At 41.6% G+C, this 24481-nt stretch carries 21 protein-coding genes and 2 pseudogenes; 6 read left to right on the top strand and 17 right to left on the bottom strand.

Features of this window, described 5'->3' with window-relative positions; all coding sequences use genetic code 11:
• Positions 1–232 (top strand): annotated as a pseudogene (locus L5L77_RS18795) (IS4 family transposase); the annotation flags it as partial.
• 5 nt (positions 233–237) lie between these two features.
• On the opposite strand, the pseudogene L5L77_RS18790 reads toward L5L77_RS18795, so the two are convergent.
• A pseudogene (locus L5L77_RS18790) lies at positions 238–699 on the bottom strand (tryptophan 7-halogenase); the annotation flags it as partial.
• 149 nt (positions 700–848) lie between these two features.
• Positions 849–3473 (bottom strand): TonB-dependent receptor, encoded by a 2625-nt coding sequence (locus L5L77_RS18785; protein WP_263191564.1) that lies wholly within the window; start codon positions 3471–3473, stop codon positions 849–851.
• Positions 3474–3902: 429 nt separating this feature from the next.
• On the opposite strand from L5L77_RS18785, the gene L5L77_RS18780 reads away from it, so the two are divergent.
• Positions 3903–4919 carry a LacI family DNA-binding transcriptional regulator gene (locus L5L77_RS18780; protein WP_263160894.1) on the top strand — a complete coding sequence of 339 codons (1017 nt, stop codon included), beginning with the start codon at positions 3903–3905 and terminating at the stop codon, positions 4917–4919.
• Positions 4920–4967: 48 nt separating this feature from the next.
• Here L5L77_RS18780 and L5L77_RS18775 read toward each other — a convergent pair whose 3' ends face one another.
• A complete protein-coding gene (locus L5L77_RS18775; RefSeq protein ID WP_105249931.1) occupies positions 4968–6257 on the bottom strand; it encodes an NAD(P)/FAD-dependent oxidoreductase in 1290 nt (429 codons plus the stop codon).
• Between the two features lie 196 nt (positions 6258–6453).
• Positions 6454–6792, bottom strand: coding sequence for a nitrogen regulatory protein P-II (gene glnB / locus L5L77_RS18770; RefSeq protein ID WP_028760911.1), 339 nt, complete (start codon positions 6790–6792; stop codon positions 6454–6456).
• 241 nt (positions 6793–7033) lie between these two features.
• Here glnB and L5L77_RS18765 point away from each other — a divergent pair, with 241 nt between their 5' ends.
• Both L5L77_RS18765 and L5L77_RS18760 read left to right on the top strand, forming a co-directional pair.
• Complete coding sequence (locus tag L5L77_RS18765; RefSeq protein WP_263160895.1) at positions 7034–7546, top strand: GspH/FimT family pseudopilin; 513 nt, start codon at positions 7034–7036, stop codon at positions 7544–7546.
• 143 nt (positions 7547–7689) lie between these two features.
• The gene (locus L5L77_RS18760) at positions 7690–8184 is read left to right on the top strand and encodes a GspH/FimT family pseudopilin (protein WP_028760913.1); all 495 of its coding nucleotides are present in this window, start codon (positions 7690–7692) and stop codon (positions 8182–8184) included.
• Positions 8185–8275: 91 nt separating this feature from the next.
• Here the strand turns inward: L5L77_RS18760 and L5L77_RS18755 are convergent, their stop codons facing one another.
• The 12 genes from L5L77_RS18755 to murJ all read right to left on the bottom strand — a co-directional run bounded on the left by L5L77_RS18755 (position 8276) and on the right by murJ (position 22033).
• Positions 8276–8581: a TapY2 family type IVa secretion system protein gene (locus L5L77_RS18755; protein ID WP_113941310.1), complete on the bottom strand. Its 306-nt coding sequence runs from the start codon at positions 8579–8581 to the stop codon at positions 8276–8278.
• On the bottom strand, positions 8578–8970 hold the full coding sequence (locus L5L77_RS18750; RefSeq protein WP_131525276.1) for a type IV pilin protein: 393 nt from the start codon (positions 8968–8970) through the stop codon (positions 8578–8580). The genes L5L77_RS18755 and L5L77_RS18750 overlap by 4 nt, the downstream gene beginning before the upstream one ends.
• Before the next feature lie 11 nt (positions 8971–8981).
• Entirely contained in the window at positions 8982–12488 is a 3507-nt protein-coding gene (locus L5L77_RS18745) for a pilus assembly protein (RefSeq protein ID WP_263186000.1), read from the bottom strand.
• Between the two features lie 2 nt (positions 12489–12490).
• The gene (locus L5L77_RS18740) at positions 12491–12952 is read right to left on the bottom strand and encodes a PilX N-terminal domain-containing pilus assembly protein (protein WP_263179857.1); all 462 of its coding nucleotides are present in this window, start codon (positions 12950–12952) and stop codon (positions 12491–12493) included.
• Between the two features lie 12 nt (positions 12953–12964).
• Positions 12965–13933 (bottom strand): PilW family protein, encoded by a 969-nt coding sequence (locus L5L77_RS18735; protein WP_263169564.1) that lies wholly within the window; start codon positions 13931–13933, stop codon positions 12965–12967.
• An 11-nt stretch (positions 13934–13944) separates the two neighbouring features.
• Positions 13945–14532 carry a type IV pilus modification protein PilV gene (gene pilV, locus L5L77_RS18730; protein ID WP_263179863.1) on the bottom strand — a complete coding sequence of 196 codons (588 nt, stop codon included), beginning with the start codon at positions 14530–14532 and terminating at the stop codon, positions 13945–13947.
• A 183-nt stretch (positions 14533–14715) separates the two neighbouring features.
• Positions 14716–15672: a 4-hydroxy-3-methylbut-2-enyl diphosphate reductase gene (gene ispH / locus L5L77_RS18725; protein ID WP_028760920.1), complete on the bottom strand. Its 957-nt coding sequence runs from the start codon at positions 15670–15672 to the stop codon at positions 14716–14718.
• Between the two features lies 1 nt (position 15673).
• The gene (gene fkpB, locus L5L77_RS18720) at positions 15674–16096 is read right to left on the bottom strand and encodes an FKBP-type peptidyl-prolyl cis-trans isomerase (protein WP_212601288.1); all 423 of its coding nucleotides are present in this window, start codon (positions 16094–16096) and stop codon (positions 15674–15676) included.
• Positions 16093–16608 carry a signal peptidase II gene (gene lspA / locus L5L77_RS18715; RefSeq protein ID WP_263185999.1) on the bottom strand — a complete coding sequence of 172 codons (516 nt, stop codon included), beginning with the start codon at positions 16606–16608 and terminating at the stop codon, positions 16093–16095. Before lspA ends, fkpB begins: the two co-directional genes overlap by 4 nt.
• Before the next feature lie 9 nt (positions 16609–16617).
• A complete protein-coding gene (gene ileS / locus L5L77_RS18710) occupies positions 16618–19440 on the bottom strand; it encodes an isoleucine--tRNA ligase (RefSeq protein WP_263185998.1) in 2823 nt (940 codons plus the stop codon).
• Between the two features lie 32 nt (positions 19441–19472).
• Entirely contained in the window at positions 19473–20408 is a 936-nt protein-coding gene (gene ribF, locus L5L77_RS18705; RefSeq protein ID WP_263185997.1) for a bifunctional riboflavin kinase/FAD synthetase, read from the bottom strand.
• 65 nt (positions 20409–20473) lie between these two features.
• Complete coding sequence (gene murJ, locus L5L77_RS18700; RefSeq protein WP_105249941.1) at positions 20474–22033, bottom strand: murein biosynthesis integral membrane protein MurJ; 1560 nt, start codon at positions 22031–22033, stop codon at positions 20474–20476.
• Positions 22034–22285: 252 nt separating this feature from the next.
• Between murJ and rpsT the strand changes: the two genes are divergently transcribed.
• A complete protein-coding gene (gene rpsT / locus L5L77_RS18695; protein ID WP_011790375.1) occupies positions 22286–22552 on the top strand; it encodes a 30S ribosomal protein S20 in 267 nt (88 codons plus the stop codon).
• A 63-nt stretch (positions 22553–22615) separates the two neighbouring features.
• On the opposite strand, the gene L5L77_RS18690 is transcribed toward rpsT, so the two are convergent.
• Positions 22616–22912 (bottom strand): ArsR/SmtB family transcription factor, encoded by a 297-nt coding sequence (locus L5L77_RS18690; RefSeq protein ID WP_006084975.1) that lies wholly within the window; start codon positions 22910–22912, stop codon positions 22616–22618.
• Between the two features lie 136 nt (positions 22913–23048).
• On the opposite strand from L5L77_RS18690, the gene L5L77_RS18685 reads away from it, so the two are divergent.
• Entirely contained in the window at positions 23049–24452 is a 1404-nt protein-coding gene (locus L5L77_RS18685) for a M28 family metallopeptidase (RefSeq protein WP_263185995.1), read from the top strand.
• The last annotated feature ends 29 nt before the right edge of the window (positions 24453–24481 follow it).

The following is a 24481-nucleotide window of genomic DNA, read 5'->3' as shown; positions in this document are numbered from 1 at the left end:
CTCTATGCTGGCTGAAATCGTGTTGTGGTGTATTGGGTTAGCGGCACAACACCTTGGATGGCAAAGATATTTTCAAGCCAATACAGTGAGAAAGCAGGCTGTGCTATCAATTGTTAGACTTGGAAAGGAAGTACGCAAAAGAGACAAATATCCGGTAAAGGAGACAATTTTTCGCTGGGCATTAATCGAATATATAAACTTAGTTCATGACGCTGGAAAACCTCAATTATGAGGGGATCCCCCAGCGCCACCATACTCCGGAGTTGTTATAAACTTAGGTCCTTTATTTTCCTCACAAACGGCATGCTGTGGCGAGACTAAATCGGCAAAGTGCTCTCTTGGATGAGTTAACCAATATGGTGTCAAATCCTCACCCAATGGACTCTGCATATTAAAAAGGTGATGATAAAAATTATTGTTTCCGTGCTTTGCTCGATCGAGCCAATTTACAAACTTTATTGACTGTTTAAAAGTGACGTCACAAGATTTAATAAAGTCTGACTCACTTATACCAAAGCTTGATAATGATTTACGTATTGAGGGAACAGTCCCCTCACCAACACCAATAATTGGGATATCTAGAGATTCGATGAGCGTAATGGAGAGTTCTGGATTGTTCTTTAAAACCAGTCCTAAATGATTAGCAGCTAACCAACCTGATGTCCCACCACCAACTATCGCTACTTTTCTTATAGTCATAGCATGATCCTACAATTAAGCATGAACATATTGAGTCATATATTGGATAACCATTAGCCCTTTAATATTATTACTTTTAATTTAACGCAGTTTAGTGCTTAATAAAAAGCCTAGCAATTGCTAGGCTCTTATTAATCTAACTAATTAAATTAGAAGCGCAACGCAACACCGAGTTTATAACGGGCTTCACCATCAAAACTCCATACAGGGTAATTATCTTTAAATTCACTAATAACCCCCTCTGCATCCACTGGAGATACACCTTTTTGTACGCTATCTTCTTCAAGCAAGTTAACCACTTCAAAAGTTAACGACAGATAATCTGTTAGATTATAGCTAGCACTTAAATCTAAGGTGCCATACGCTTGATGTTCACGGTTACCATAGAACCCTGGTAATTCACGCATCATATATTCAGAACGCCAGTTATAAGCTACCCGAGCTGAGAAATCATCCATTTCGTAGTAACCAACTAAGTTTACAGTATGTTTGGATGAGTCAGAGAATACTCCAACACGGTCTGCATAGTTTTCAGCTGGTGATGAAGCGTCTGCAAAGGTGTAGTTAACTGAGTAACCTAAACCACTATCGAATGAATCTTGTAACTGAAGTTCGATACCATCAATTGAGCCACCATTAGCGTTATAATTTTCACTTACAGTCCAACAATCGTAAATACCCGCACCACATGTACTACCACCTGCAGTGATTAGGTTGGGATCTTCAATTCCGATTTGTTGATTCAGTTTTTCTCTTGTAGAGATAAATGAACTTACATCTTTGATAAAGTAAGTTACTGCAAATAAACCTTCTCCACTGAAGTACCATTCTAAACTTACATCTGCTTGTGAAGCTTTGAAAGGTTGTAAATTTACGCTACCGGTGACTTTCTTCTCGTTACCAGGAGTACCATCGTTGAAGCCAGGTAACTTAGAGGTTGCGAATAAATCGGCATAATTTGGACGTGAAATAACTTGAGCTGCTGAGGCTCTTAAAATTAAATCACTTGCAAGGTCGAATGCAATATTTACACTTGGTAAAACATCGTTATAGCTGGCTTTGTCAGTACTTAAACCATCAGCATATGTACCTGTTTTGCTGAACGCATAATAATCAGATTCAACATCAGTAGACACATATCTTAAACCGAAGTTACCACGAACGCCTTCACCAGCGAATGTAGCCATAGTGTAGAGCGCTAAATTCTTTTCTTGCAGTGTGCCATATCCTGATTTATCGAGAGTAAAACCATCGATAGCAGCATAGGCATCATTAATCATGTTATCAAAAATGGGCTTAGGTAAGGTGAAGCCTGCGCCAGATGACATAGTACCAGAATAATAAGCTGATGCATCTTTTGCTACTATATTAGAGGATTGAGCAGCCTCGGTAGTTTGAGTAACATCATGATCGGCATAACTAATGCCTGATTTAAATGATGTAATAGCACCTAGCTCAACAGGAATAGTAATGTCAAATGTCGCAAAGGACTCTTCATCAGTATTAGGTTGTTTTTTAAGAGCCCAACCCGCTGTTTCTAATTGTCCATTAAAATCAGAAGCATCAAATGCGTTGTTTGCAATGTTAATATCAATGACATCGCCAGTAGCATCATAGATACCCGCGAAATCTTCAGGTTTACCAATAGACTGACCATAGTTTGAAGTTAAATCGGTACCACCTTCAGCTTTGGTCTTACCAATACGACCTTCTAACTTATAAGCATCTGCCTGATATGCAAAATCCAAATCAATTGTGTCAGAAGACATACTCGCTTTACGTGCCCAAGTTTGAGCCCAAGCAAATCCACCTTTACCTGTGTGCTCAACTAATGTACACACGCCTGCAGCATTTTTCTTAAGGCAAGTATTTTCACCCTGCTGAGTAGGAAATAAGAAAATTGAAGTATTAGCATTGTTTGCATCAAGTTGAAGGCTCATCAAATTCAAACCAAACTCAAGATTATCAGTTGGTCTGTATTGGAATGCAGCATTAACAGCGGTACGCTCTCGGTCTTGCTGGAATGTGGTCGGAACTATCTCCCCCCAACCAAGTAAAGATTCGATACCATTGCGTTGATATTGAGTTTTATCTAAAGAACCTGCAACTAAGAAACCGAATTTTTCATCTTCCGTTTTCCAGCTATAAAGTCCTGAGGTTTGTGGATCTATCTCTTCGGATACAGTGCCGTAATCCCCCTTTGTACTTAAGAATACAGAATTTGCATCTAAATCTAATGGTTTACGGGTTTTAACAATTACAGTACCACCAATACCACCTTCGGCAATATCTGCCTGAGATGATTTGAAAACTTGAATACCGCCCACCATTTCTGGTGGTAATAGACTGTAATTAAAGCTACGGTCAATAGCTTGTTGGTCGAACCAACCCGTTGAAGCCACAGAATGACCATTTAGCAAAGTACTGGTTAACTGGCTTGAAGCACCACGAATTGATACTTGTTGGCCTTGACCAAATTGACGATTAACCGCGACACCAGGAATGCGTCCTAAAGACTCACCCACATCTCCATCTGGAAATTTACCAATATCTTCTGCTGTGACCGCATCCACTACAGCATCAGAAAAACGTTTGTCGTTAACTGATGCCTTCATTGATGCTCTCATACCGCGAACTTCAATTTTTTCAATATTTTCAGGTGCTGCGGTGGTTGCCACGGCGTCTGCAGCAACAGCGCTAATGGATACAGCACTGCCGAGTAGGATAGCAATATTTGTAGCTAGTACAGTTTTCTTAAAGGTTGATGGTCGCATCTCGTTTCCCTTCCATAACTTTATTATCGTTTTAGTATTCATAACCATTCCCCGCGGAATGACAACGCTGTCATGTCTAGTGCAAACATTACACAATAATTAACAGCCTTGCCACAACAAAATAACGATGGAAGCAAAAAAATGTCATAAAGCAGAATTTTGAATCAGTAGTTTTATTAAAAACCATTATAAAACATGAGCTTTAATATTATGACGTAAATTTACAACTCCCAGCATAATTGTAACAATGATAAATTAACGCCAATTTGTAACAATTCAGGATTGCTAAGCACATCAAAAGCTCGCACTATAAGATGTATAAGTCAGAAAAAAATGATAAAAAATGTAAGCTTGTAAATTGCTGGTAAAGAATTTACGTTCATAGAACAGTTAACCCCTCGCGACCTTAGACAAAGAGTTTTTACATCAATGAAAGTCACTATCAACGACGTAGCTAAATATGCTGGAGTGTCTATCAAGACAGTATCCCGTGTAACCAATAACGAACCTTCAGTGAAGCAGGCCACCGTTGACAAAGTGAACGAGGCGATAAAAGCACTTAACTACCAACCTAATTTAGCAGCAAGAAATCTAGCAGGAACTAAATCCTATGCTATTGGTTTTATTTACGATAATCCAAACGCTTACTATATTATTGATATGCAAAATGGGATCTTGTCAGCCTGCAAAGACAAGGGCTATGAACTTGTCATTCACCCTTGCAATGCCAAATCAGAGACCATATGTGATGAGCTTACAGCACTAGTCAAATATTCTAGGCTCGCTGGATTAGTACTGACACCTCCCTTGTCAGAAGATCCTAAAGTACTCAAAGCACTCACTGAAATTGATGCTAACTATGTGCGCATTATTGCGGGAGAAAAGGACAACGATCAGAATGGGTTGACTATTTTAGTCAACGATAAATTTGGTGCAGTTCAAATCACCCAGCATCTGATTGATTTAGGCCACAAGCATATCGCTTTTTTAAGCGGAGATTTACACCATGAATCCACCAAAGAGCGATTACTTGGTTTTAAACAGGCATTAACAATAAATAACCTAAAGCTGAATGAAAACTACATAATTGAAGGGAAGTACTCATTTGAGTCCGGTGTTGATGGTGCTAACAAGCTCATCAAACTAAAAAATCGCCCGACGGCAATTGTTGCTTGTAACGATGAAATTGCCGCTGGTGCACTTTTTGCGGCTCGTTTAGCGGGTTTAGACATACCCGTTGATTTATCAATTGTCGGTTTCGAAGATAGCCCATTCTCACGTCAAACCTGGCCTAAACTCACCACTGTACATCAGCCAAACGCAGAAATAGCTCAGGTTGCTACTGAATTATTAATAGCAAAACGTCGCGAGCAAGATGCCATATATTCTAAAACCTTTACACCAGAACCTATCATTCGTGACTCGTCGGCAATTCCTAAACAATAAAAAAGAGAGCATATTTGCTCTCTTTCTATCTCCCAAATCACATAGAAATCAATGTAATTTGAGCTTCGGACGCTGCCACTTCAATAACTTTTGTGCCACTCGATACACAATTGCCGAAAACCAACCATAAAGGCTGGCTAAATGCCTCTGATACAAAGAGATATACATCAATCTTGCTATATGGCCTTCAACAAAGAAAGTACCAGAGCGTAGGTTCCCCATTAAATTGCCTACAGCAGAGAAGCGGCTTAAAGACACTAATGAGCCGTAATCTTTATAAATAAAGGCCTTTTCAGGCTTACCTTGTAATCGATTAACGATATTATCAAACAAGGTATCAGCCATCTGAGCTGCTGCTTGCGCCCTTGGTGGAACAGGCTGGCCAGAACTTTGGATCAATAGAGCGCAATCGCCAAGGGCGTAGATATCTTGATGACCTTTAACTCGCATACAATCATCAACTTCTACCTGATTTCGCGGAGTAATGGGCAATTTTGCAAAATGCTGAAATGCTTTTGGCCCTTTTACACCGGCAGCCCATACTTTTAAGCCTGCTTTAATCACATCGCCATCTTGGGTAATGAAACCATCACGAGTCACTTCTTTAACTTGAACACCGATATGTAAACGTATACCAATCTGATCAAGAACAGCTTGAGCTCTAGCGCTTACACGCTCTGGTAATTGAGGAAGGATTTTGGGTGACGCTTCAATCAAATGCACATCAAGATGATGCTTAGCGATATTCAGATAGCCGTACTCTTTAACAGACTCAATTACATGATGAAGCTCTGCTGCCAATTCAACACCTGTCGCACCCGCACCGACAATACCAATGCTGACTCTTTCTTGCGTTTCATTTAATTGGAGTAAAGCGTCGAGTAATTTATGATGAAATAAATTGGCATTTTCAAGGCTGTCTAAGAAAATACAATGCTCATCAGCACCTAATGTATTGAAACTATTAGAAACTCCACCCAATGCAAGCACTAAAAAATCATAATTGATTTGTCGCTGCTCTAGGAGCAACTCGCCTTCATCATTATAAACTGCAGCTAACTGAATCGATTTAGCATCCGGCTCACACTGCTCTATCTCACCACGAATATAGCGATAACCGTTTTTAAGTCCATGATCGCGATAGAGTAAACCTTCAATAGATTGATCTATCACACCAACAGCGACTTCGTGTAATTTAGGCTTCCATATATGAATAGGACTTTTATCAATTAAGCACACATCGACGACATCACTACCGCCCCATTTACGGCCCAACTTCGATGCAAGCGCTAAACCAGCAGCACCACCACCCACGATCACTATTCTTTTTGTAGCCAAAATGACAACCTCATAAAACTCATTTGCGAGGCTAAGTTATACCATGTTACAGATAAGAGATAACTACATTAGTTGAGTAAAACAGGCTATTTTCCATTAAAGATATTTCAGAAACCCAGCAGTACTATTTTGTTTCTCCATATGCTTAGGCAACAAAAAAGGGCCTCTAGGCCCTTTAGAATCGTTCGTAAGCAGTTTATACCGCTTCTTCGTTTTCTTCACCCGTTCGAATACGGATAACACGTTCAACATCAGTGACAAAAATTTTACCATCACCAATTTTGCCTGTGCGGGCCGTTTCAACAATGACATCAATTGCTTGGTCGAGCAGATCGTCTTGGATCACTAACTCTATTTTTACTTTTGGCAGAAAATCCACCATGTATTCAGCACCACGATACAACTCTGTATGCCCTTTCTGACGACCAAAACCCTTAACCTCCAGTACCGTCATCCCAGTTATACCAATTTCTGCAAGTGATTCGCGCACATCATCTAACTTAAATGGCTTAATAATGGCTTCAACTTTTTTCATTAAAAATTCCTCATCCCTTGCAATAACATAAACAAACAGAATAACACTAGCTTACACGGGGTTACGTCAATATTGAAGTGAATGTAGTGCTTTACTCATAAAACACAGTTTCTATAAAATCGCTTTTAGCACATAAAAGTCTAAAAAAAGTACTATGAATTTTGCCTCAGATTTTATACTTACATTCTAGCTAGCACTAACTCGCTCGCGGGATGCAAGCGTAAAATAACAAGGATCTGTTATGAACTTCCATCGAAAAGGCTTTAGCCTGATAGAACTTATCACTACGATATCGATTTCAACAATCTTGTTAACAGTTGGAGCTCCTTCCTTGACCGAGCTCAGCGATCAGATAAGAGCTGATACCAATATTAAAACTATCCAGCAGACACTTCAATTTGCGCGAAATACAGCTGTTAGTTATGGTTATAGGGTCACAGTATGCCCACTCGTAAATGGAAAATGCACTCAAGATTGGCAAAAGGGATTAACAATTTTCATTGATACAGGTGTAGTCGAAAGCTTCGATGCTAACGATAAAATTATTAGGGTCATTGATGAATTCGATTCGAAAGATTTTTTAACATACAATAAAAGTTCGATAAAATTTCAACCTGATGGGTTAGCTTCTGGAAGTAATGGTACTTTCAAGTATTGCCCACGAACAATTGATAGCAAAAACTCCCGTGCAATCGTTGTTAATCAGGCGGGTAGAGTTCGCCTTTCTACCGCAAAGAATATCAATTGCGATTAAATTTAAATATATACTCCCTATTTAAATTTAATTATATAAAAGCAAGAAAATCAATTTATTGGGTATATTGAAAATATAGAATAGATACTGATCATTAGAGTCTCCTCGCATATACTTAGCTAAGTTTTAACGAGGATAGCTACATGTTAATTATTTCAAGAGGATTTACCTTAGTCGAACTGATGGTCACAATTGCCGTAGCAGCAATCCTACTAGCCATAGGGGTTCCATCACTTACGTCGCTATACGAAGGGACACGCAGCGCTAATGAAATACGAAAAATTAGTGATGTGTTTGCTTTTGCAAGAAACCAAGCTGTCAACTATGGTGCAACAGTAACAGTCTGCCCATACGCGGCATCACCATGCGGCACAGACTGGAATAAGGGGTTCAGTGTATATATTGACAATGGAGGTGCCAAGAATGTATTGAAAGTGATCGATAGTTTCAATACACACGATGTAATTTCCCTATCAGGGCCCGCCGATAAAAAAATTGATTTTACACCCGATGGTTTAGTCTCAGTTGAAACATCAATTATCTATTGTTCAAATGGGCAAAGTGACAATTCTAAAAGCATCAACATTAGCACTTCAGGTTTAATAAAAGAGGGCGCAGATGGGAAAAGCTGCACATAAACTATGGGAGACTAAATCTACCGTTCACTACCCTAAAATAATATTATCCTTAAATCGTTCGTTGTTAACATTTAAAAATACATGCTGATGTTTATCTAGGTGTTAACTTATCCAAAACTTGCGCCTTAGTATTAGTAAATTCAGCGTTTAATGCGACACACTCCTCAACACTATAGATGTAATATTTCGATCCATCATTTGATTGGCGAGTAGTACCAACAAGGCTAGCCATTCTCACATTCATTTCACTACTCTTCCAATGATAGAAGGCAATCTCAGCACTTTTCTTTGATGTAATGTAGCATTTGAAGTCTTGTTCGCTGACTGTCGCTCCAGAGTCAGCCCAAACTAAGCTTGGTAAGAAAGCCACCGTTATAAAGAGGTTTATTAATTTCATTTCCAACACTCCGCACTCGGACCTTTTGCCCCAGTATCTGATATTGTTAAAGGAGAGCACGAGGCATCACGGCTAGCCTGAACCCCTTGAGCAACTGCCTTAATCGTAAAGCTTGATGCACCACTTGATGATACAGAGTAATGTTTGTGTTCAGTGATATAAGGGTTGGCCCCTACAAGTTTTGTTAAATCTGTAGCATATTTTTTATTATCGAGATAATACTGTTCCTGCAAGTTTGCTATACGCATCAAAGCAGCTAACCCTTCTGATCTTGCACTCTGAGCAATGTACTGCGTATAAGAAGGGTATGCAATCGATGCCAAAATACCAATGATCACGACGGCGATCATCACCTCTATCAGGGTAAAACCTTTAAGTTGAACCTTCATAAATTAATAACTCATTCATTTATATGATAATAAATTTTATTAACACCTAACCCAGAAGCAACGTTGATTGTACCTGTATAATCCCCATTTTCATTTTTATCACCTTTACCAACTCCAATAATATAGATATAGGGATCTTTACCGGATTCAGGTGCAGGAATAACAATCTGTGGTGTATCCGGTACACGTTCACCCAGTTCATAATATAATTGAGAAAAGGATCTCGTTCCTTTGTGCAGATCGAACGGATATAATTTGCCAGAACCAGACACCAAACACACGTTATCGGCAACCGAGTCTGCAGGGGGAGAATAAGAAGTGAAATAAACTTTGCCTTGGACAATCAAGGCAGCAGTTAAACTCTTTTCACCTAGACCACTAAAATCATAGAACCAGCCGAGTTTTTTACCGAAACTTATGTTGTCGGCTTCAGACGCAGGTGCATTAGAAGTCACATCATAGAGATCATTGATTGTGATCGCCTCGGGAACATCACCGCCAGTAAAACTCTTAGTCACCACATTACGATCTTGCAATGTAAAAAACATATCATTGATATCAGTAGATGATGGGTGGGGTCGCGTTCCACTTCCAATCACCACCGCATCATAGGGAACATTTTGATAAGTTTTAGTCGTAGTAGTACCACTCTCTGTCGTCACCTTAACTTCGGATAAATTAGTAAACATCGTTTGTGCTACAACAGGTTCTGCATAAAAACGACGATTATTACTATCAGTACCACCTAAAGAAGCAAATTTAAATGCACTCCAACTCGACTTACTTGCACTTGGAAGATCAATACGCCAGACATTTGCACCGACATCGGAGGCATAAATCCTATCTGTATACCCATCATTATTACTATCAAGTACGGCGACTGAGTTTGGAATGCTATCCTGAATTCCCGAAAGTGCTGTTGCACCCGATGCAGAGCCACCAAATGAATGAATCAAAGTTCCCTTCTCTGCATCGACAATATAAACCGCACGACCTACCGGAGAAGATGAAGGAGTTGCATCAAAACTAACATCGTAGCCACCACCAAAAATGAGTACAGGCTTTTCATAACCAACGATTTTCGTCACTATAGGTTCCGACCATGTTTGTCCAAGATCAGAAAAACCATCCGTTGATGGGTTAATAGTCCACATTAGAGAAGGGCTATCAGGGTTTGTCACATTGAGGGCATAATAAGACGATCCACCTCGACGCATCCCCATATAGACCCATGCTTTAATCACTTTACCCTCAGCATCAGTTTCTGTGTAAGCAACTGGAGATGAATCCATTCCGTATACTGTGTGTACACCTGAAGGATCATTACTTCTCAGTTCTGTTAAATTAGGCAATAACTCATAGGGAATAAAGCCCCAAGTCTCTGATACAGATTCGCCCGCATCTTTAAACATATGCACAACACCTTGATTAGTGCCAAGCATGATACGAATATCAGTCGCGCTTTTTGTGCCGAAATTGAGTGCTAGTGGCTTAGAATGAAGAGGATCACCCATAACATCATTACGTTTATCTGTCGTACTACCATCTTTATTATCGTCGTCGACATCTATCCCATTAAGCCAATTTAACGTATTAGCAAGCTCATCTACGCTAGTTCTCATATAGCTAGCTAGCGCAGCATCACCTCCTGCTGCAGTTTGTGCATTAGCAAGTGTTAAGGGCGTTAAACTGGAGGACCCATTTAAGTTACTTACAATATTCCTAACATCTTGCTTTCTAATTTGTGCCGCGACTCCGCCGACCTCAACTTTATTCCCATCCTTTTGCGCAACACAATCCGACCATATAGTACAGGCACCATCTTTAATATTGCCGTTATCTGCTATAGCTGCATTTCCTTTACTATCAACCAATGTACCATCTGCGGTTACTTTTAATTTTTTTAAATTACCGCTCCAACGAGGTCCTTTGCCTGGGAGAAACATAGCGTAATAAGCAGCATCAAATGTCTGAGTCCTATCAAAATTATTACTAGCAATACTTGGAGATGTAAAACTTGAATCAATATTCAAAATATTTGATAACGCATCATTAAGTGCATTCTGTAGTTCAAGACTGTTCTGAGCAGCAAAATATAAACCACCACCTCTTTTAGCCGTCTCAGCAAGTAAAGGTGCGGCATCTTCTGCACCTTTACTAAAACCAATAGTATAAGTACGAACATTCTGCATTTGCTCAGTATTTGAACTGTCCAATTTTTTAATTAAGTCGTTATTAAACATATAACTAGCTAATGCGGGCAAATAGCTTGCTGTATCTAGATTTTTAGAAAATGAAGAGTAATCCCCTTCCTTACTTCCAGTGGCAGTTAAACTAATAACGTCATTATTCGCATTTTTATCAACTGTTGGAGAGCCATCAGTGACATAGATAACATAAGCAATATCCGTACATACTTTAAATGGACTTGCGTAGTTACCACTCTTCTCCACTAAGCTGTCATACGGTGGTTTATTTCCAACATAAGAGCCATAATCTGTATCACTATGACCATATTTAACGCCCTTACCGGCAAAATAACGGTAAGCTTCATACATAGTCTCACATAGTGGTGTATTTGTTTTTGCCAGCAAATTATCAATAGTAGTTAATAAACTCGCACGCGTACTATCCGTCATCTGAGTAATGCCAGAGACAATTCGACCACCGTCTCGATTACCTTCATTTGGATAATTATAATTAAATACAGCAAGTCCAAAATCCACTGTTGGAGTTGAACTAATAATATTAGAAATCGCTTTCTTCGCAATTTCTAGTCTTGAAACTTTTACCGTTGGTAATTTTCCCGCTTTAGATAATCCGTACCATCTTAGGTAATTATCAGTGTACAAGGTAATAGGTTGTCCAACACCAAAGTCAGTATTATTGGCTGCGGCTAAAGCATTGGTCCAAGTTGTTCCTGGTAGTGAGGAAGTAAAATATGGATATGCTTTCTTTTTACTACCTGACCCCGTTGTTACCCCGTTAGCAGGAAATCCATTAGGATATGATGATGAATTACTCGGATTTATTTGAGAAATATCTTCCCAACAATCAATTACTTTTATTGCAGTACCATTTGTTTCAGGTAGTTCTTTCCAAACGCCAGTAGTACCACTTGATGTGAACTCTCTTATATACCCAGTAAAACGACCAAACTCTGCTAATGCAGCTTTGCTTTGACTACATCCATTTAAACTAGCTTTAAAATTACGCTTATCAGAGCTAGTATCAGGGGTGGGTAATCCCCCACCGCCAACAGCATAATAAATAAGAGTATCACTATACCCAGAACCACTTACGGCTGGGTAGTCATAGTTAGGGTCATAATCTACAACCTGAGTAATTTCTTCAGTTGACATACTTCCTGAGTTATCAAATATAACGAGCACTTTAGGTCTTGCACCCGTTCGAGTTGTTGATTCTTTTACATATAACTCAGTATCGTCACTAAAGGAGAAAGCCGACACAAAAGTCAGCGCAAGTAGTATAGAACAAGCCAGCTTTTTAATAATCATATCTAACTCCCAGTTAAAACTTCTTGCTCCACACCTGCGACAACAGTGAGTTGGCCCAGTTTATCTCTACCAAATTCTGCTGTACTACTAATCTCAACACGCCGACAGCTGATTAAATTACCACTATTTGGCCTTGTACTCCGCTGGCATCCAACATCTTTTGCACTAATGACAACATTACCTGCAGCATCAACTTCATAAGGAATTGGCATTAACGTTTGGTTAGAACCAAATTCAACCACAGATGAAATCTCAGATAGTTTGGCTAAGCTAGCACCTTTATTGGCTTCGATTGCCGCCTCTAAGCCACCATCAGCAATTGATTTAGCCTCAATCCGCTCAGAGCCTGCTCCAGACATACGCATAGATTGGGTCGAAATAACAGCCAAAGCGACACCAATAATAGTCATAAGCAACAATATGATAAGTGCAAAAAATAATACAATTCCTTTTTGTTTTTTCATCTTACCAACCTTCTAATTTCTAATTAACACTGGATTAGCAAGCACCATAGTCGTCGAAACTATCTTGCGTCGATAATGATCATTCAAATTTTTAATTTCCTTATCGCCCAGAGTATAAGTAGTTTCATTGGTGTAACTTTTATCTTCATCAATAGCACGAACCAACAAGAAAACCCTTAAGGCAACAAGCCTTTGAAATAATTCGTTGTCCCACATTAATGTGGTTACATTTTCTGCAGGCATAAAACTATCGGCGGTATCATCTCCATTACTATCAAAACCATAAAGAATACGCATATTCTCAATGCCTTCAACTAACTGCTCTTCGTTATTCATGCCATTATTCTTGGTTAATGTTTTTCGGCGTAGAACAGGTACAGAACCATCATTTTTAATAAAATAAATATGATGCTGATATTCCCAAAAACGAGAATTTTCGAGTACTGGATTGGGAGGATTACCGCCTTTAAACATCACAGCTTCACTCGAAGTTGCAGCCATATAAAAACGCTCGCCATTGGGATTAGTCACTGGTGGGCCAACTAATCTTTTAATTTGAATGACATCCGTATTCTGATTCACACCTGATAAGCAACTTAATGTATCCCCACTCTCGCCCTCTTCATATCCCCATAGACGCCTAAAGTGTGCAGGTTCAGCATTAGGTAAAGTACCGTTATTTACACCTGCACCAATACAATCATTTGCAACACCATCCCTCAAGGTCATATTGGTTCCAAGTACAAAATCAGTTCCCGTTATGTCCCCCATAAAACCTAACTGACTAATGTCTCTTTCCATGAGCGACAAAGCTATTCGTCCATTTTCTTGCAATTGGTTAAACTGGCTCGTTGTGATCACATTGGAAGAAGACATACTAAACATGCCAAAAAGCCCAAGAGTGAGAAATAAGCCAATGACCATAGAGACCATTAGCTCAACCAGCGACATCCCTTTCTCACAGTTTTTTAAATTATCCATACATAGTTAACCTAAATAATCATTGTCGAAAGAATAAAAAGCCGCCTACGCGTACCAATATCTTCTCCACATTCACTCCCAGAATAACTTGTACCCGCGCCCTCTCGGATCCCTCTCCACGCAATTGCGACCGTTACAGTTGAACCATCTACATTAATGCATGCTGTTGGAGAGTCTAACCCACCAACATTCTGGCTATCCATAACTTCAGCAGCCCCCATAAAACTCTGTTCCCACTGGTAAAGATCCCAAGCTTCAGTCTCTTCTGGAGTACATATACTCACTGCGCCAACAGCAACGTCACAAACATTACCGGGTTTACCCAGAGAGCCTGTATACTCACCATCGTAATTGACCAGTTGTGTTCTATTAAGCTTCATCCGGTTGATAATATCATTTGCATAATAGGAGGCTTGAGTTTGCTGAAAGGATTCAAAGCTGCCACGCTTTGCAACAATATGCAGATTAAAAATACCAATTAAGCCAATGACTAAGATCACTAACGCAACAAGCACTTCAATTAATGAGAAGCCCCGTTGAAATCCCCTTTGTGTCAACCTTTCGATTTTAGCCATAATTTTGACAAGCTTTTCAGCTATTTACCTTTTAAAATCTTAGTATTACGATAAAAATCACCAACAGTTAATAATAGATGAGTAAAATGTAAGTAGCCAGTAACATTAGCACATAAGCATTGACATCATTATGCTTTGAATGAATTTGAGACAATAAAAAAGAGGCTTATAGCCTCTTTTTTATTGTCGATTAAACAGTACACAGATTTAACGTAATTCGGCTGGCACAGCAAAAACAGTGTCTTCTTTACGCCCTTCAACTTCAGTCACAACACTAGGGGCAAGTTTAGCGATTGCTTGAACCACTTGTTGTACTAAGACCTCGGGGGCTGAAGCTCCTGCGGTGACGGCTACACGTGTAACATTATCAAACCAACTAGACTCAACATCATCTGCAGTATCCACTAGATAAGACTGAGTTCCTGTTTTCAATGCTAGCTCGCGTAAACGATTAGAGTTAGAGCTGTTCTTTGAGCCAACAACAATCAACAAATCAACGTCTGCAGATAAATTGCGTACCGCATCTTGACGATTCTGCGTTGCATAACAAATATCGTCTTTTCGCGGACCTTCTATAGAGGGAAACCTTTTCTGTAACGCAACAATAATGTCCAAAGTATCATCTACAGATAAAGTAGTTTGTGTCACGAAGCAGAGATTATTGGGATCGCGCACTTCCAAAGCTTCAACATCAGCAGGCGATTCAATCAGATAAACTCCACCATTAGGATTATCGTATTGTCCCATAGTACCCTCGACTTCAGGGTGCCCTTCATGGCCAATCAGGATGCACTCAATACCTTTGCGGCTGGCACGCGTCACCTGAAGATGTACTTTAGTCACTAAAGGACACGTCGCATCAAAGACTCTCAGCCCTCTCGCCTTAGCTTCTTGTCTCACCGCTTGAGATACACCATGGGCACTGAAGATAACAATGTTGTTATCCGGCACTTGATCTAACTCTTCGACAAAAACCGCACCGCGATCCTTCAGATTCTGCACGACATAGCGGTTATGCACGACTTCATGGCGAACATAAATAGGCGGCGAAAATAATTCCAACGCCCGTTCAACAATACTGATAGCACGATCAACACCCGCACAGAAACCTCGCGGGTTAGCGAGCATAATGTTTAAACTTGGGCTAGTAGGATCGAGTTTCATCTTAAAATACCTTTACTACGTCCAGTTCAAAAGTGATCTTGTGTCCTGCCAGAGGATGATTAAGATCGACTGTGATGGAATCACCCGCAACATCACGGACTATACCTGGGATCTCACTACCACCAGGGCCGGCAAAACTCACAATCACGCCAGCCTCTAAATTCATGTCAGCCGGAAAACGGCTTCGATCTAGATAATGGATAGCATCAGGATTGGATTCGCCAAAGGCATCAATCGCTTCAAGCGTGAAACTGTGCTTATCACCTTCAGCAAGCGTCACCAGCTGCGCCTCAAATGCAGGACTTAAAGTACCATCACCCACATTTAATCGAGCCGGTTTACCCGAGGCTTTAGTGCTATCGGCAGTTGAGCCATCAGCAAGCACAATGTTCATGTGGCATAATAATGAACGTGTCACAGTCACTTTTTAACCCCTTCAGCGCTATCAGCTTCAGACTTATCGCTTACAAATGCATCCCAAATAATCAGCACTGCACCGACACAAATAGCAGCGTCGGCAATATTGAATGCTGGATAATGGCTCTTATTCCAGAAGAAATCGATAAAATCAACCACGAAACCATGTATCAATCGATCGACTAAATTACCTAAAGCACCACCAATCACTAAGGTGTAAGCTAGATTCAGTTTCCACAAAGAAGACGATTGCTTACGCAACCACACAGTCAATAACGTACTGAATCCAATCGCAACAATCGTAAACAGCCAGCGCTGCCAACCTCCAGCTTCACTTAAAAAACTAAAAGCTGCACCATAGTTACGTACATAAGTGAAATTAAAGAAGGGCAATAATTTCACTGATTCATACAAATCAAAATTGGCTAAGACCCATTGCTTAGATAGCTGATCGGCTAAAAACACCAATACAGCTACCCAATACCAACGTAAGCCACTGTCTTTCCAAGTTAATGGCATACAGATCCTTTACGCAAACTGACGAACTTCGCCGTCACCTTCAATATTGGTTACGCAGCGAGTACAAAGTGTTGGGTGAGCCTCAATAGTGCCAACCTCTTCTCTGTGGTGCCAACAACGCTCACACTTCTCGGCAGTGCTTGAAGCAACCACTAATTTCAGTGATGCCAACTCAGTCTCAACCGCTTCCAATGTAGCATCAGCTAAAGGCAATACTTTGGCTTCAGAGGTCAACAACACAAATCTCAGCTCGTCACCGATATGGGTTAATTGCTCAGTCAAAGTAGCATCCGCAAACAAGGTCACTTCAGCTTCTAATGAGCCACCGATACGTTTGTCACGACGCGCTTGTTCAATCACTTTGTTGACTTCATTACGCACGGTTAGTAACTGCTGCCAATAGTCATCGCTCAAATCAGTCGCTAAGGTGACTGATTTCAAACCTTGATACCATTCTTGGGTAAAGACATAAGCATCACGCTTGCCAGGCAGTAATTGCCATACTTCGTCAGCAGTGAAGCTTAAAATTGGCGCAATCCAACGCACCATGGCCTCAGAGATCAGATACAGCGCCGATTGACAACTACGGCGCGCATGGCCTTCTTGCTTAGCCGTATATTGGCGGTCTTTAATGATATCCAAATAGAAACTGCCTAACTCAACCGAGCAAAACTGCATCAGTTTTTGAGTCACTATATGGAAGTTATATTGATCATAGGCTTCGATGATTTCCTGTTGCAGCGCAGCGGCACGGCGAACAACCCAACGATCTAACGCCACCATATCTTCAACGGCCACTAAATCCTTAGCGGGCTCGAAACCGTTTAAGTTGGCTAATAAGAAACGCGCAGTGTTGCGAATACGACGATAGGCATCCGCGCTGCGATTTAAGATTTCGTCAGAAACCGTCATCTCACCGCTGTAATCTGTTGCCGCAACCCATAAACGCAGAATATCGGCGCCTAATTTGTTAGTTACCGTTTGTGGTGCAATGACGTTACCGATAGATTTTGACATCTTGCGGCCTTTACCATCGACGGTAAAACCATGGGTAAGCACTTGCTTATACGGTGCTTTGCCATTCATTGCGGTTGAAATCATCAAAGATGACATAAACCAACCGCGATGTTGATCGCTACCTTCAAGATACAAGTCAACACCGTGTCCGTGGAATTCAGGACGTGCGGCTACCACTGATGAGAAGGTTGAACCTGAGTCGAACCAAACATCTAAGGTATCGGTTACTTTACGGTATTGTTCCGCTTCATCACCCAGCAATTCTGCGGCATCAAGGTCCCACCAAGCTTGAATACCCTGCTGTTCGATACGGCTGGCTACACGTTCCATTAACGACACGCTATCAGGATGCAACTCTTCGGTTTCTCGGTTCACAAACAGCGTGATAGGCACACCCCAAGTACGTTGGCGTGAGATACACCAGTCAGGGCGGTTTTCAACCATTTTTTCGATACGACTTTGGCCCCAATCAGGGATCCATTGGGTTTGTTCGATTTCTTTCAATGCTTGCGTGCGTAGACCGTGGTTATCCATAGAGATGAACCACTGCGGTGTCGCGCGGAATATAATTGGTGTTTTGTGGCGCCAGCAATGTGGGTAGCTGTGACGGTAAGCCACGTGATTCAGCAAGGCACCTTTTTCTCTCAGCAAAGCTACGACGTTATCGTTAGCTTTAAAAACATGTTGCCCAGCAAAATACTCGGTATCAGGCTTGTATACACCGTTGTCGCCAACAGGGTTTGCGACTTCTAAACCGTACTTTTGACCAACAACAAAGTCGTCTTGACCATGACCCGGTGCAGTATGAACGATACCGGTACCCGCATCAGTAGTGACGTGATCGCCTAAAATTGCAGGCACATCAAAATCCAAGAAGGGGTGATTAAAGCGGACAAGCTCAAGCGCGGCGCCTTTGGTTGTACCAAGCACAGTATGGCTTTCGATGTTATAGCGAGTAAGGCAAGATTCAACCAAGACTTCAGCTAAAATAAGCGCTTGCGTCACACCGTCTTTTTCGAATTCAACTAAGCTGTAATCCAGCTCAGGACTCAAAGACAAGGCGCGGTTCGCTGGTAGCGTCCATGGCGTGGTCGTCCAAATTACCATAGAGACAGGATGTAAGTAATCGCTTACCCCAAACTTAGCCGCAACAGCTTTACTGTCAGCGGCGACAAACGCCACATCAATAGCGGGTGATGTCTTATCTTCATATTCAACTTCGGCTTCAGCTAAGGCTGAACCACAGTCGGTACACCAATGCACAGGTTTGACGCCTTTATGCAAGTGACCACTCTCAATCACTTTCGATAAAGAACGAACGATATTAGCTTCAGTTGAAAAATCCATCGTTAGGTACGGATTTTGCCAATCACCCAGCACACCTAAACGGATAAAGTCTTCACGTTGACCGTTAACTTGCTCTGCAGCGTATTTACGGCATTCTTCACGGAATTCTGCTGCAGTGATTTTTTGACCTGGCTTACCCACTTTTTGCTCAACTTTCAGCTCAATAGGCAAACCATGGCAATCCCAACCTGGTACATAAGGCGCGTCAAAACCAGACATGGTTTTTGACTTAACAATAATGTCCTTGAGGATTTTATTAACTGAGTGACCAATATGAATACTGCCATTCGCATACGGTGGGCCGTCATGCAAAATGAAGGGAGTACGGCCAATTCGGCTATCACGGATCTGTTGATACAAACCGTCTTTTGTCCAGCGCTCTAACATCTCTGGCTCGCGATTTGCCAAATTACCACGCATCGGAAACTCTGTTTCCGGCAAATTCAAAGTAAATTTATAGTCGCTCATTGATCCTATACCGTTAATTAAACTGATAAATTTCAGCCTGCATCATTACCAAATAAAGCTCTGGCTTCATTTGCATCATTTAAAATCTGTTTTTTTAGCGCATCCAATGAGTCAAAAGGTTGCTCATCTCGGAGTTTAGCTACCAACTCGACTTCAACATGTTTGCCGTAAATGTCACCTTCAAAATCAAAAAGATGCACCTCAAGCTGACACACTTGACCGTTCACTGTCGGGCGAAACCCAATATTGGCGACGCCCTCATAAATATCGCTGTTATCCCAATAACATTTAACCGCAAACACACCGCGTACCGGCACAACATTGCGCTTTAAGGCGATATTCGCGGTGGGAAAACCAATTGTGCGGCCAATTTTTTGCCCATGCGCTACACGGCCACTCAAGGTAAAAGGATGTCCTAATAGGCGTCTCGCCTGTTCAAGATTGCCCTTCGCCAATTGTTCACGCACAGCAGTCGAGCTCACTCTTTGCGAGCCCAGCATAAAACTTTGAGTGCTGACCACAGTAAAGCCATATTGGATACCCGCCTGCACTAGCATTTCAAAATTGCCTTTACGGCCTTGACCAAAACAAAAATCATCACCGACGACGAGGTATTTGACACCCAGTTTGCGGACCAACAATTCTTCAATAAAATGCTCTGCAGGTTGATTAGCAAAAGTGCGATTAAAGTTAACACACACTAACCGCTCAACCCCAAGTTCATCGAGCAAAATGACTTTATCACGTAATAAACTTAAACGAGCCGGCGCGTTGTCGCCGCTAAACAATTCTTGCGGCTGAGGTTCAAACGTCATTAATGTCGATGGCAGCGATAACTGCTTCGCCTTCTGCACTAAGTTAGTAATCACCTGTGCATGACCACGATGGACGCCGTCAAAATTACCTATAGTCAATACACACCCGTGGTGGGATGACAAAATGTTATGTATACCGCGGATTAATTCCATAACGTTAGACAACTGCCAAGCGCAAATCGGCTGATTATATAACAGCTAGCGATGAGAATCAGCAATCAAGCTCCCCGTTTAATTGACCAAGGACGAATTCCGAGCAAAAGCAGACACAATAAGTAACTGACTGCCCCAACTAAAATTAAGCCTATCAAGGCTTTCGCACGATCGAACAAATGCCAATCTAACCAAATTTGTTGTGAAGGCAAAAAGTAATACAAGACTACCACCATCAAGGCTGTAGAGACCACGGCTTTAGCAAAAAACACCATAGTCGGCCTAGAAACACGATAAACGCCAGCTAAATGCAAGCCTCGGTATAGTAATGTGGCGTTTAGCAATGCTGACATCGAAGTCGCAATCGCCAGTCCAACATACCCAAAAGGAATAGCAAACAGCAAGTTAAAGCCCATGTTTGTGATCATGGCAATAATGCCATAACGCACAGGTGTTTTGGTATCTTGACGAGAGTAATAGCCAGGAGCAAGCACCTTAATCAGCATAAAGCTAAGCAAACCACTGCCATAAGCCATCAAACTATAGGAAGCCATTTCAACATCATGCAATGAAAAAGCGCCGCGCATAAATAATACCATCAGCATGGGCTTTGCGAGCACGATCAACCCCATCATAGCCGGTAGACCTAGCAGTAGAATCGCTTTAATCCCCCAATCCATCGTCTTGCCAAAGCCCGCACCTTCGTCATTCACATGGTTTCGTGACAGCGCAGGTAAAATCACAGTAGCAATCGCGATCCCAAACAATCCTAAGGGAAATTCGAGTAAACGGTCGGCATAATAGAGCCAACTTATTGAACCCGTCATCAAAAAACTGGCGATAAATGTATCAAATAGCAGGTTAATCTGTGAGACAGACACGCCAAACAATGCTGGGATCATCAAAGTTCTGATTTTCACCACGCCTGGGTGATGCCAGCCCCAAGAAGGCTTGACGAGCGCATTTTCACGCAATAAAAAGGGAATTTGAAATAGGAACTGAATCAAACCACCACAAAAAACGCCCCAAGCCAAGGTAATCTCAGGCTGGGTCGATGTAGGCGCATAGAAAATAGCCGCCGCAATAATTGCCACATTGAGAAATACGGGTGTAAAAGCCGATACCGCAAAACGGCCTCGGGTATTTAAAATTGAGCCAGCTAATGCCGTAAATGTGATAAACCACAGATAAGGAAAAGTAATTTTAAGCACAACGGTAGCGAGTTCAAATTTAGCACCATCTGGCTCGTTGTTAAGCCAAGCGATAAACCAACCACCACCGAATAAAGCTGACAACACAGGTGATGCAACCACCCCCAAAAGGGTCACTATTGTCACTAACAAACCTAATGTGCCCGCAACTTTACTCAATAAATCACGAGTCTCTTCTGCGGTATGTTTCTCTTGGTACTCAGTTAAAACAGGTACAAACGCCTGTGCAAAAGCCCCTTCAGCAAACAAACGACGTAAAAAATTAGGAATTTTATTTGCAAAGAAAAACACATCAGCACTTGTCCCAGCGCCCATCAAATTAGCAACAACCACATCCCTAACTAGACCTAAAACTCGGGATATCAATGTCATAGCACTAACAATCAGGCCAGATTTTAATAATTTTCTACTCAAACGTCCCCCAGACCCATATCGAATTGATTAGGTGATACATCTCAAAAAATCGATTCAGGCTCTGTCACACTGCGGTAATAGCTGCTAGAATTGCGCCACATATTACACGAGTTGGGTCGAAGATAGCCAAGGCAGGTTGGATTAATTTATCTTTATGATGAATATTCAATCATAGTCATTGACAAAGTGACTAAATGCAGGCATATTCCTCGGCCTTTAAAAGTATCAAATCCAGTTTTTAGGAGTTGCACCTTGGCTAATAGCAAGTCTGCAAAGAAGCGCGCGCTTCAATCTGAAAAGCGTCGTCAGCATAACGCCAGCCGTCGCTCAATGTTACGTACATACGTTAAAAAAGTAATCGCTGCAATTAAAGCAGGCGATCACAAAACAGCAACAGAAGCTTTTGCTGTTGCACAACCAATCGTTGACCGTATGGCGACTAAAGGTCTTATTCACAAGAATAAAGCCGCTCGTCAAAAGGCACGTTTGAACGCTAAGATCAAAGCAATCGCTGCTTAATCTATAACATAGCAAATGAAAAAAACCGGCAATTGCCGGTTTTTTTATATCTGAAAAACACTATTAATGACAATAAATGTTGTTCAATAAGTGAATCATCTCCCGTACTTCATCACTCTTGAGTGAATAAAATACCGTTTGCGCTTCTTTGCGTGTGGTTACTAAATTATCTTTGCGTAACCAAGCAAGATGTTGTGATAGTGCCGATTGACTTAAGCCTAATTTTTTATTCATTTCGCCAACGCACATTTCTCCTTCATTCAATAAATAACAAAGAATAAATAAACGGCGTTCGTTCGCGAGTGCCTTTAATAGCACTACGGCATGATCGGCTCGCTCCTGCATTAATTCAATATTCATTACGCACTTTCTCTCCTAAAACTAACCCCTGCGCTAATATAGCGTCGCCTTACGGATATAGTCGGGACATAAAGCACACTTTTTGCTAGATTGTTTTTAAAAATGGGACATGCTTAATAAAAATAAAGGAAATCTAATGAAGCCCTATCAAACTACACTTCTCTCGAGTCTTTTAATCGGGAGTTTAAGTGCGTGCCAAACTCAAGTAGAAACTGCCCCTAGTGAAGTCATTCAATTACAACAGGCAGCATTATCTTCGCAATTAAGCTATGACTTAGTCGAGTCACTCACGGTTGAAGTGGGTCCAAGACTTGCTGGAAGCCCAAAAGATATCCTCGCCGTTAACTGGGCGATAAATAAACTGACCAGCCTTGGTTTTGACCGTGTTTATAAAGAAGCCGTACAAGTGCCAATTTGGGAGCGCGGTGAAGCCAAAGCCAAAATCACCGTCCCTGTAGAACAGCCGTTGGTCATTACTGCGCTTGGTGGCAGTATTGCGACTCCTGCTGGAGGTATACAAGCTAAAATCGCGCGCTTTGATAGCCTAGAGGCATTACAACAAGCCAAGCCTGAAGAGGTGCAAGGTAAGATTGTTTTTATTGACCAAAAAACAGAGCGCCATATCACTGGTGAAGGTTATGGTAAAAGCGTTGGTGGCCGCTCGAAAGGGGCAGTCGCTGCAGCACAAAAAGGCGCAGTTGCTATCGTGATCCGCTCTATTGGCACAGATCATGACCGCATGGCCCATACTGGCATCATGCGCTACCAAGATGGCGTGCCTAAGATCCCCGCGGCTGCCATGTCAAATCCCGATGCTGATTTGGTTGGTGCATTGCTAAAACGCGATCCTAATGCCCTGCTCGAATTGCATATGTCGCCAAAAAACTTAGGTTTTAATACTTCTTACAATGTCATTGCCGAAGTAACGGGCAGTAGTAAGCCCAATGAAATAGTGCTCATTGGTGCTCATTTAGATTCCTGGGATGAAGGTACTGGCGCGATTGATGATGGCGCTGGTGTCGCCATTGTGACGGCTGCAGCCAAGCATATTCAAGATCTCGTGATAAAACCCGCTCGCACTGTTAGAGTCGTGCTATATGCCGCTGAAGAAGTTGGGCTCGTTGGCGGTAAAGCGTATGCAGAGGCTCATAAAGCGGAATTACCGCTGCACTACATAGCTGCAGAGTCTGATTTTGGGGCCGGTAGAATTTATCAAATCGACACTAAAGTGAATGAGAACATATTCACAGAAGTACAGCAAGCGCTCAGCCCTATGTCATTCAATGGCGTTGCACTGGGCAATAACCAAGCTTCAGGCGGGCCAGACGTGTCTATGCTCCCCGCCTTAGGTGTTCCAGTTGCATCTTTGAGGCAAGATGGCCACGATTATTTTGATTACCATCACACACCGAATGATACCTTAGATAAAATCGACCCTGCCGCATTGGCTCAAAACGTCGCCGCCTACGCACAATTTGCTTATATCATGGCAAATTCAACGGTGACATTAACGCCTTTAGTCACCCAATCTGAAAAATAGGCCATCAATGATATAGAGAACAGCATTAG

Source organism: Shewanella sp. SM29 (assembly GCF_025654245.1).
GTDB lineage: Bacteria > Pseudomonadota > Gammaproteobacteria > Enterobacterales > Shewanellaceae > Shewanella > Shewanella oncorhynchi.
This window is presented reverse-complemented; position numbering and strand designations above follow the sequence as displayed.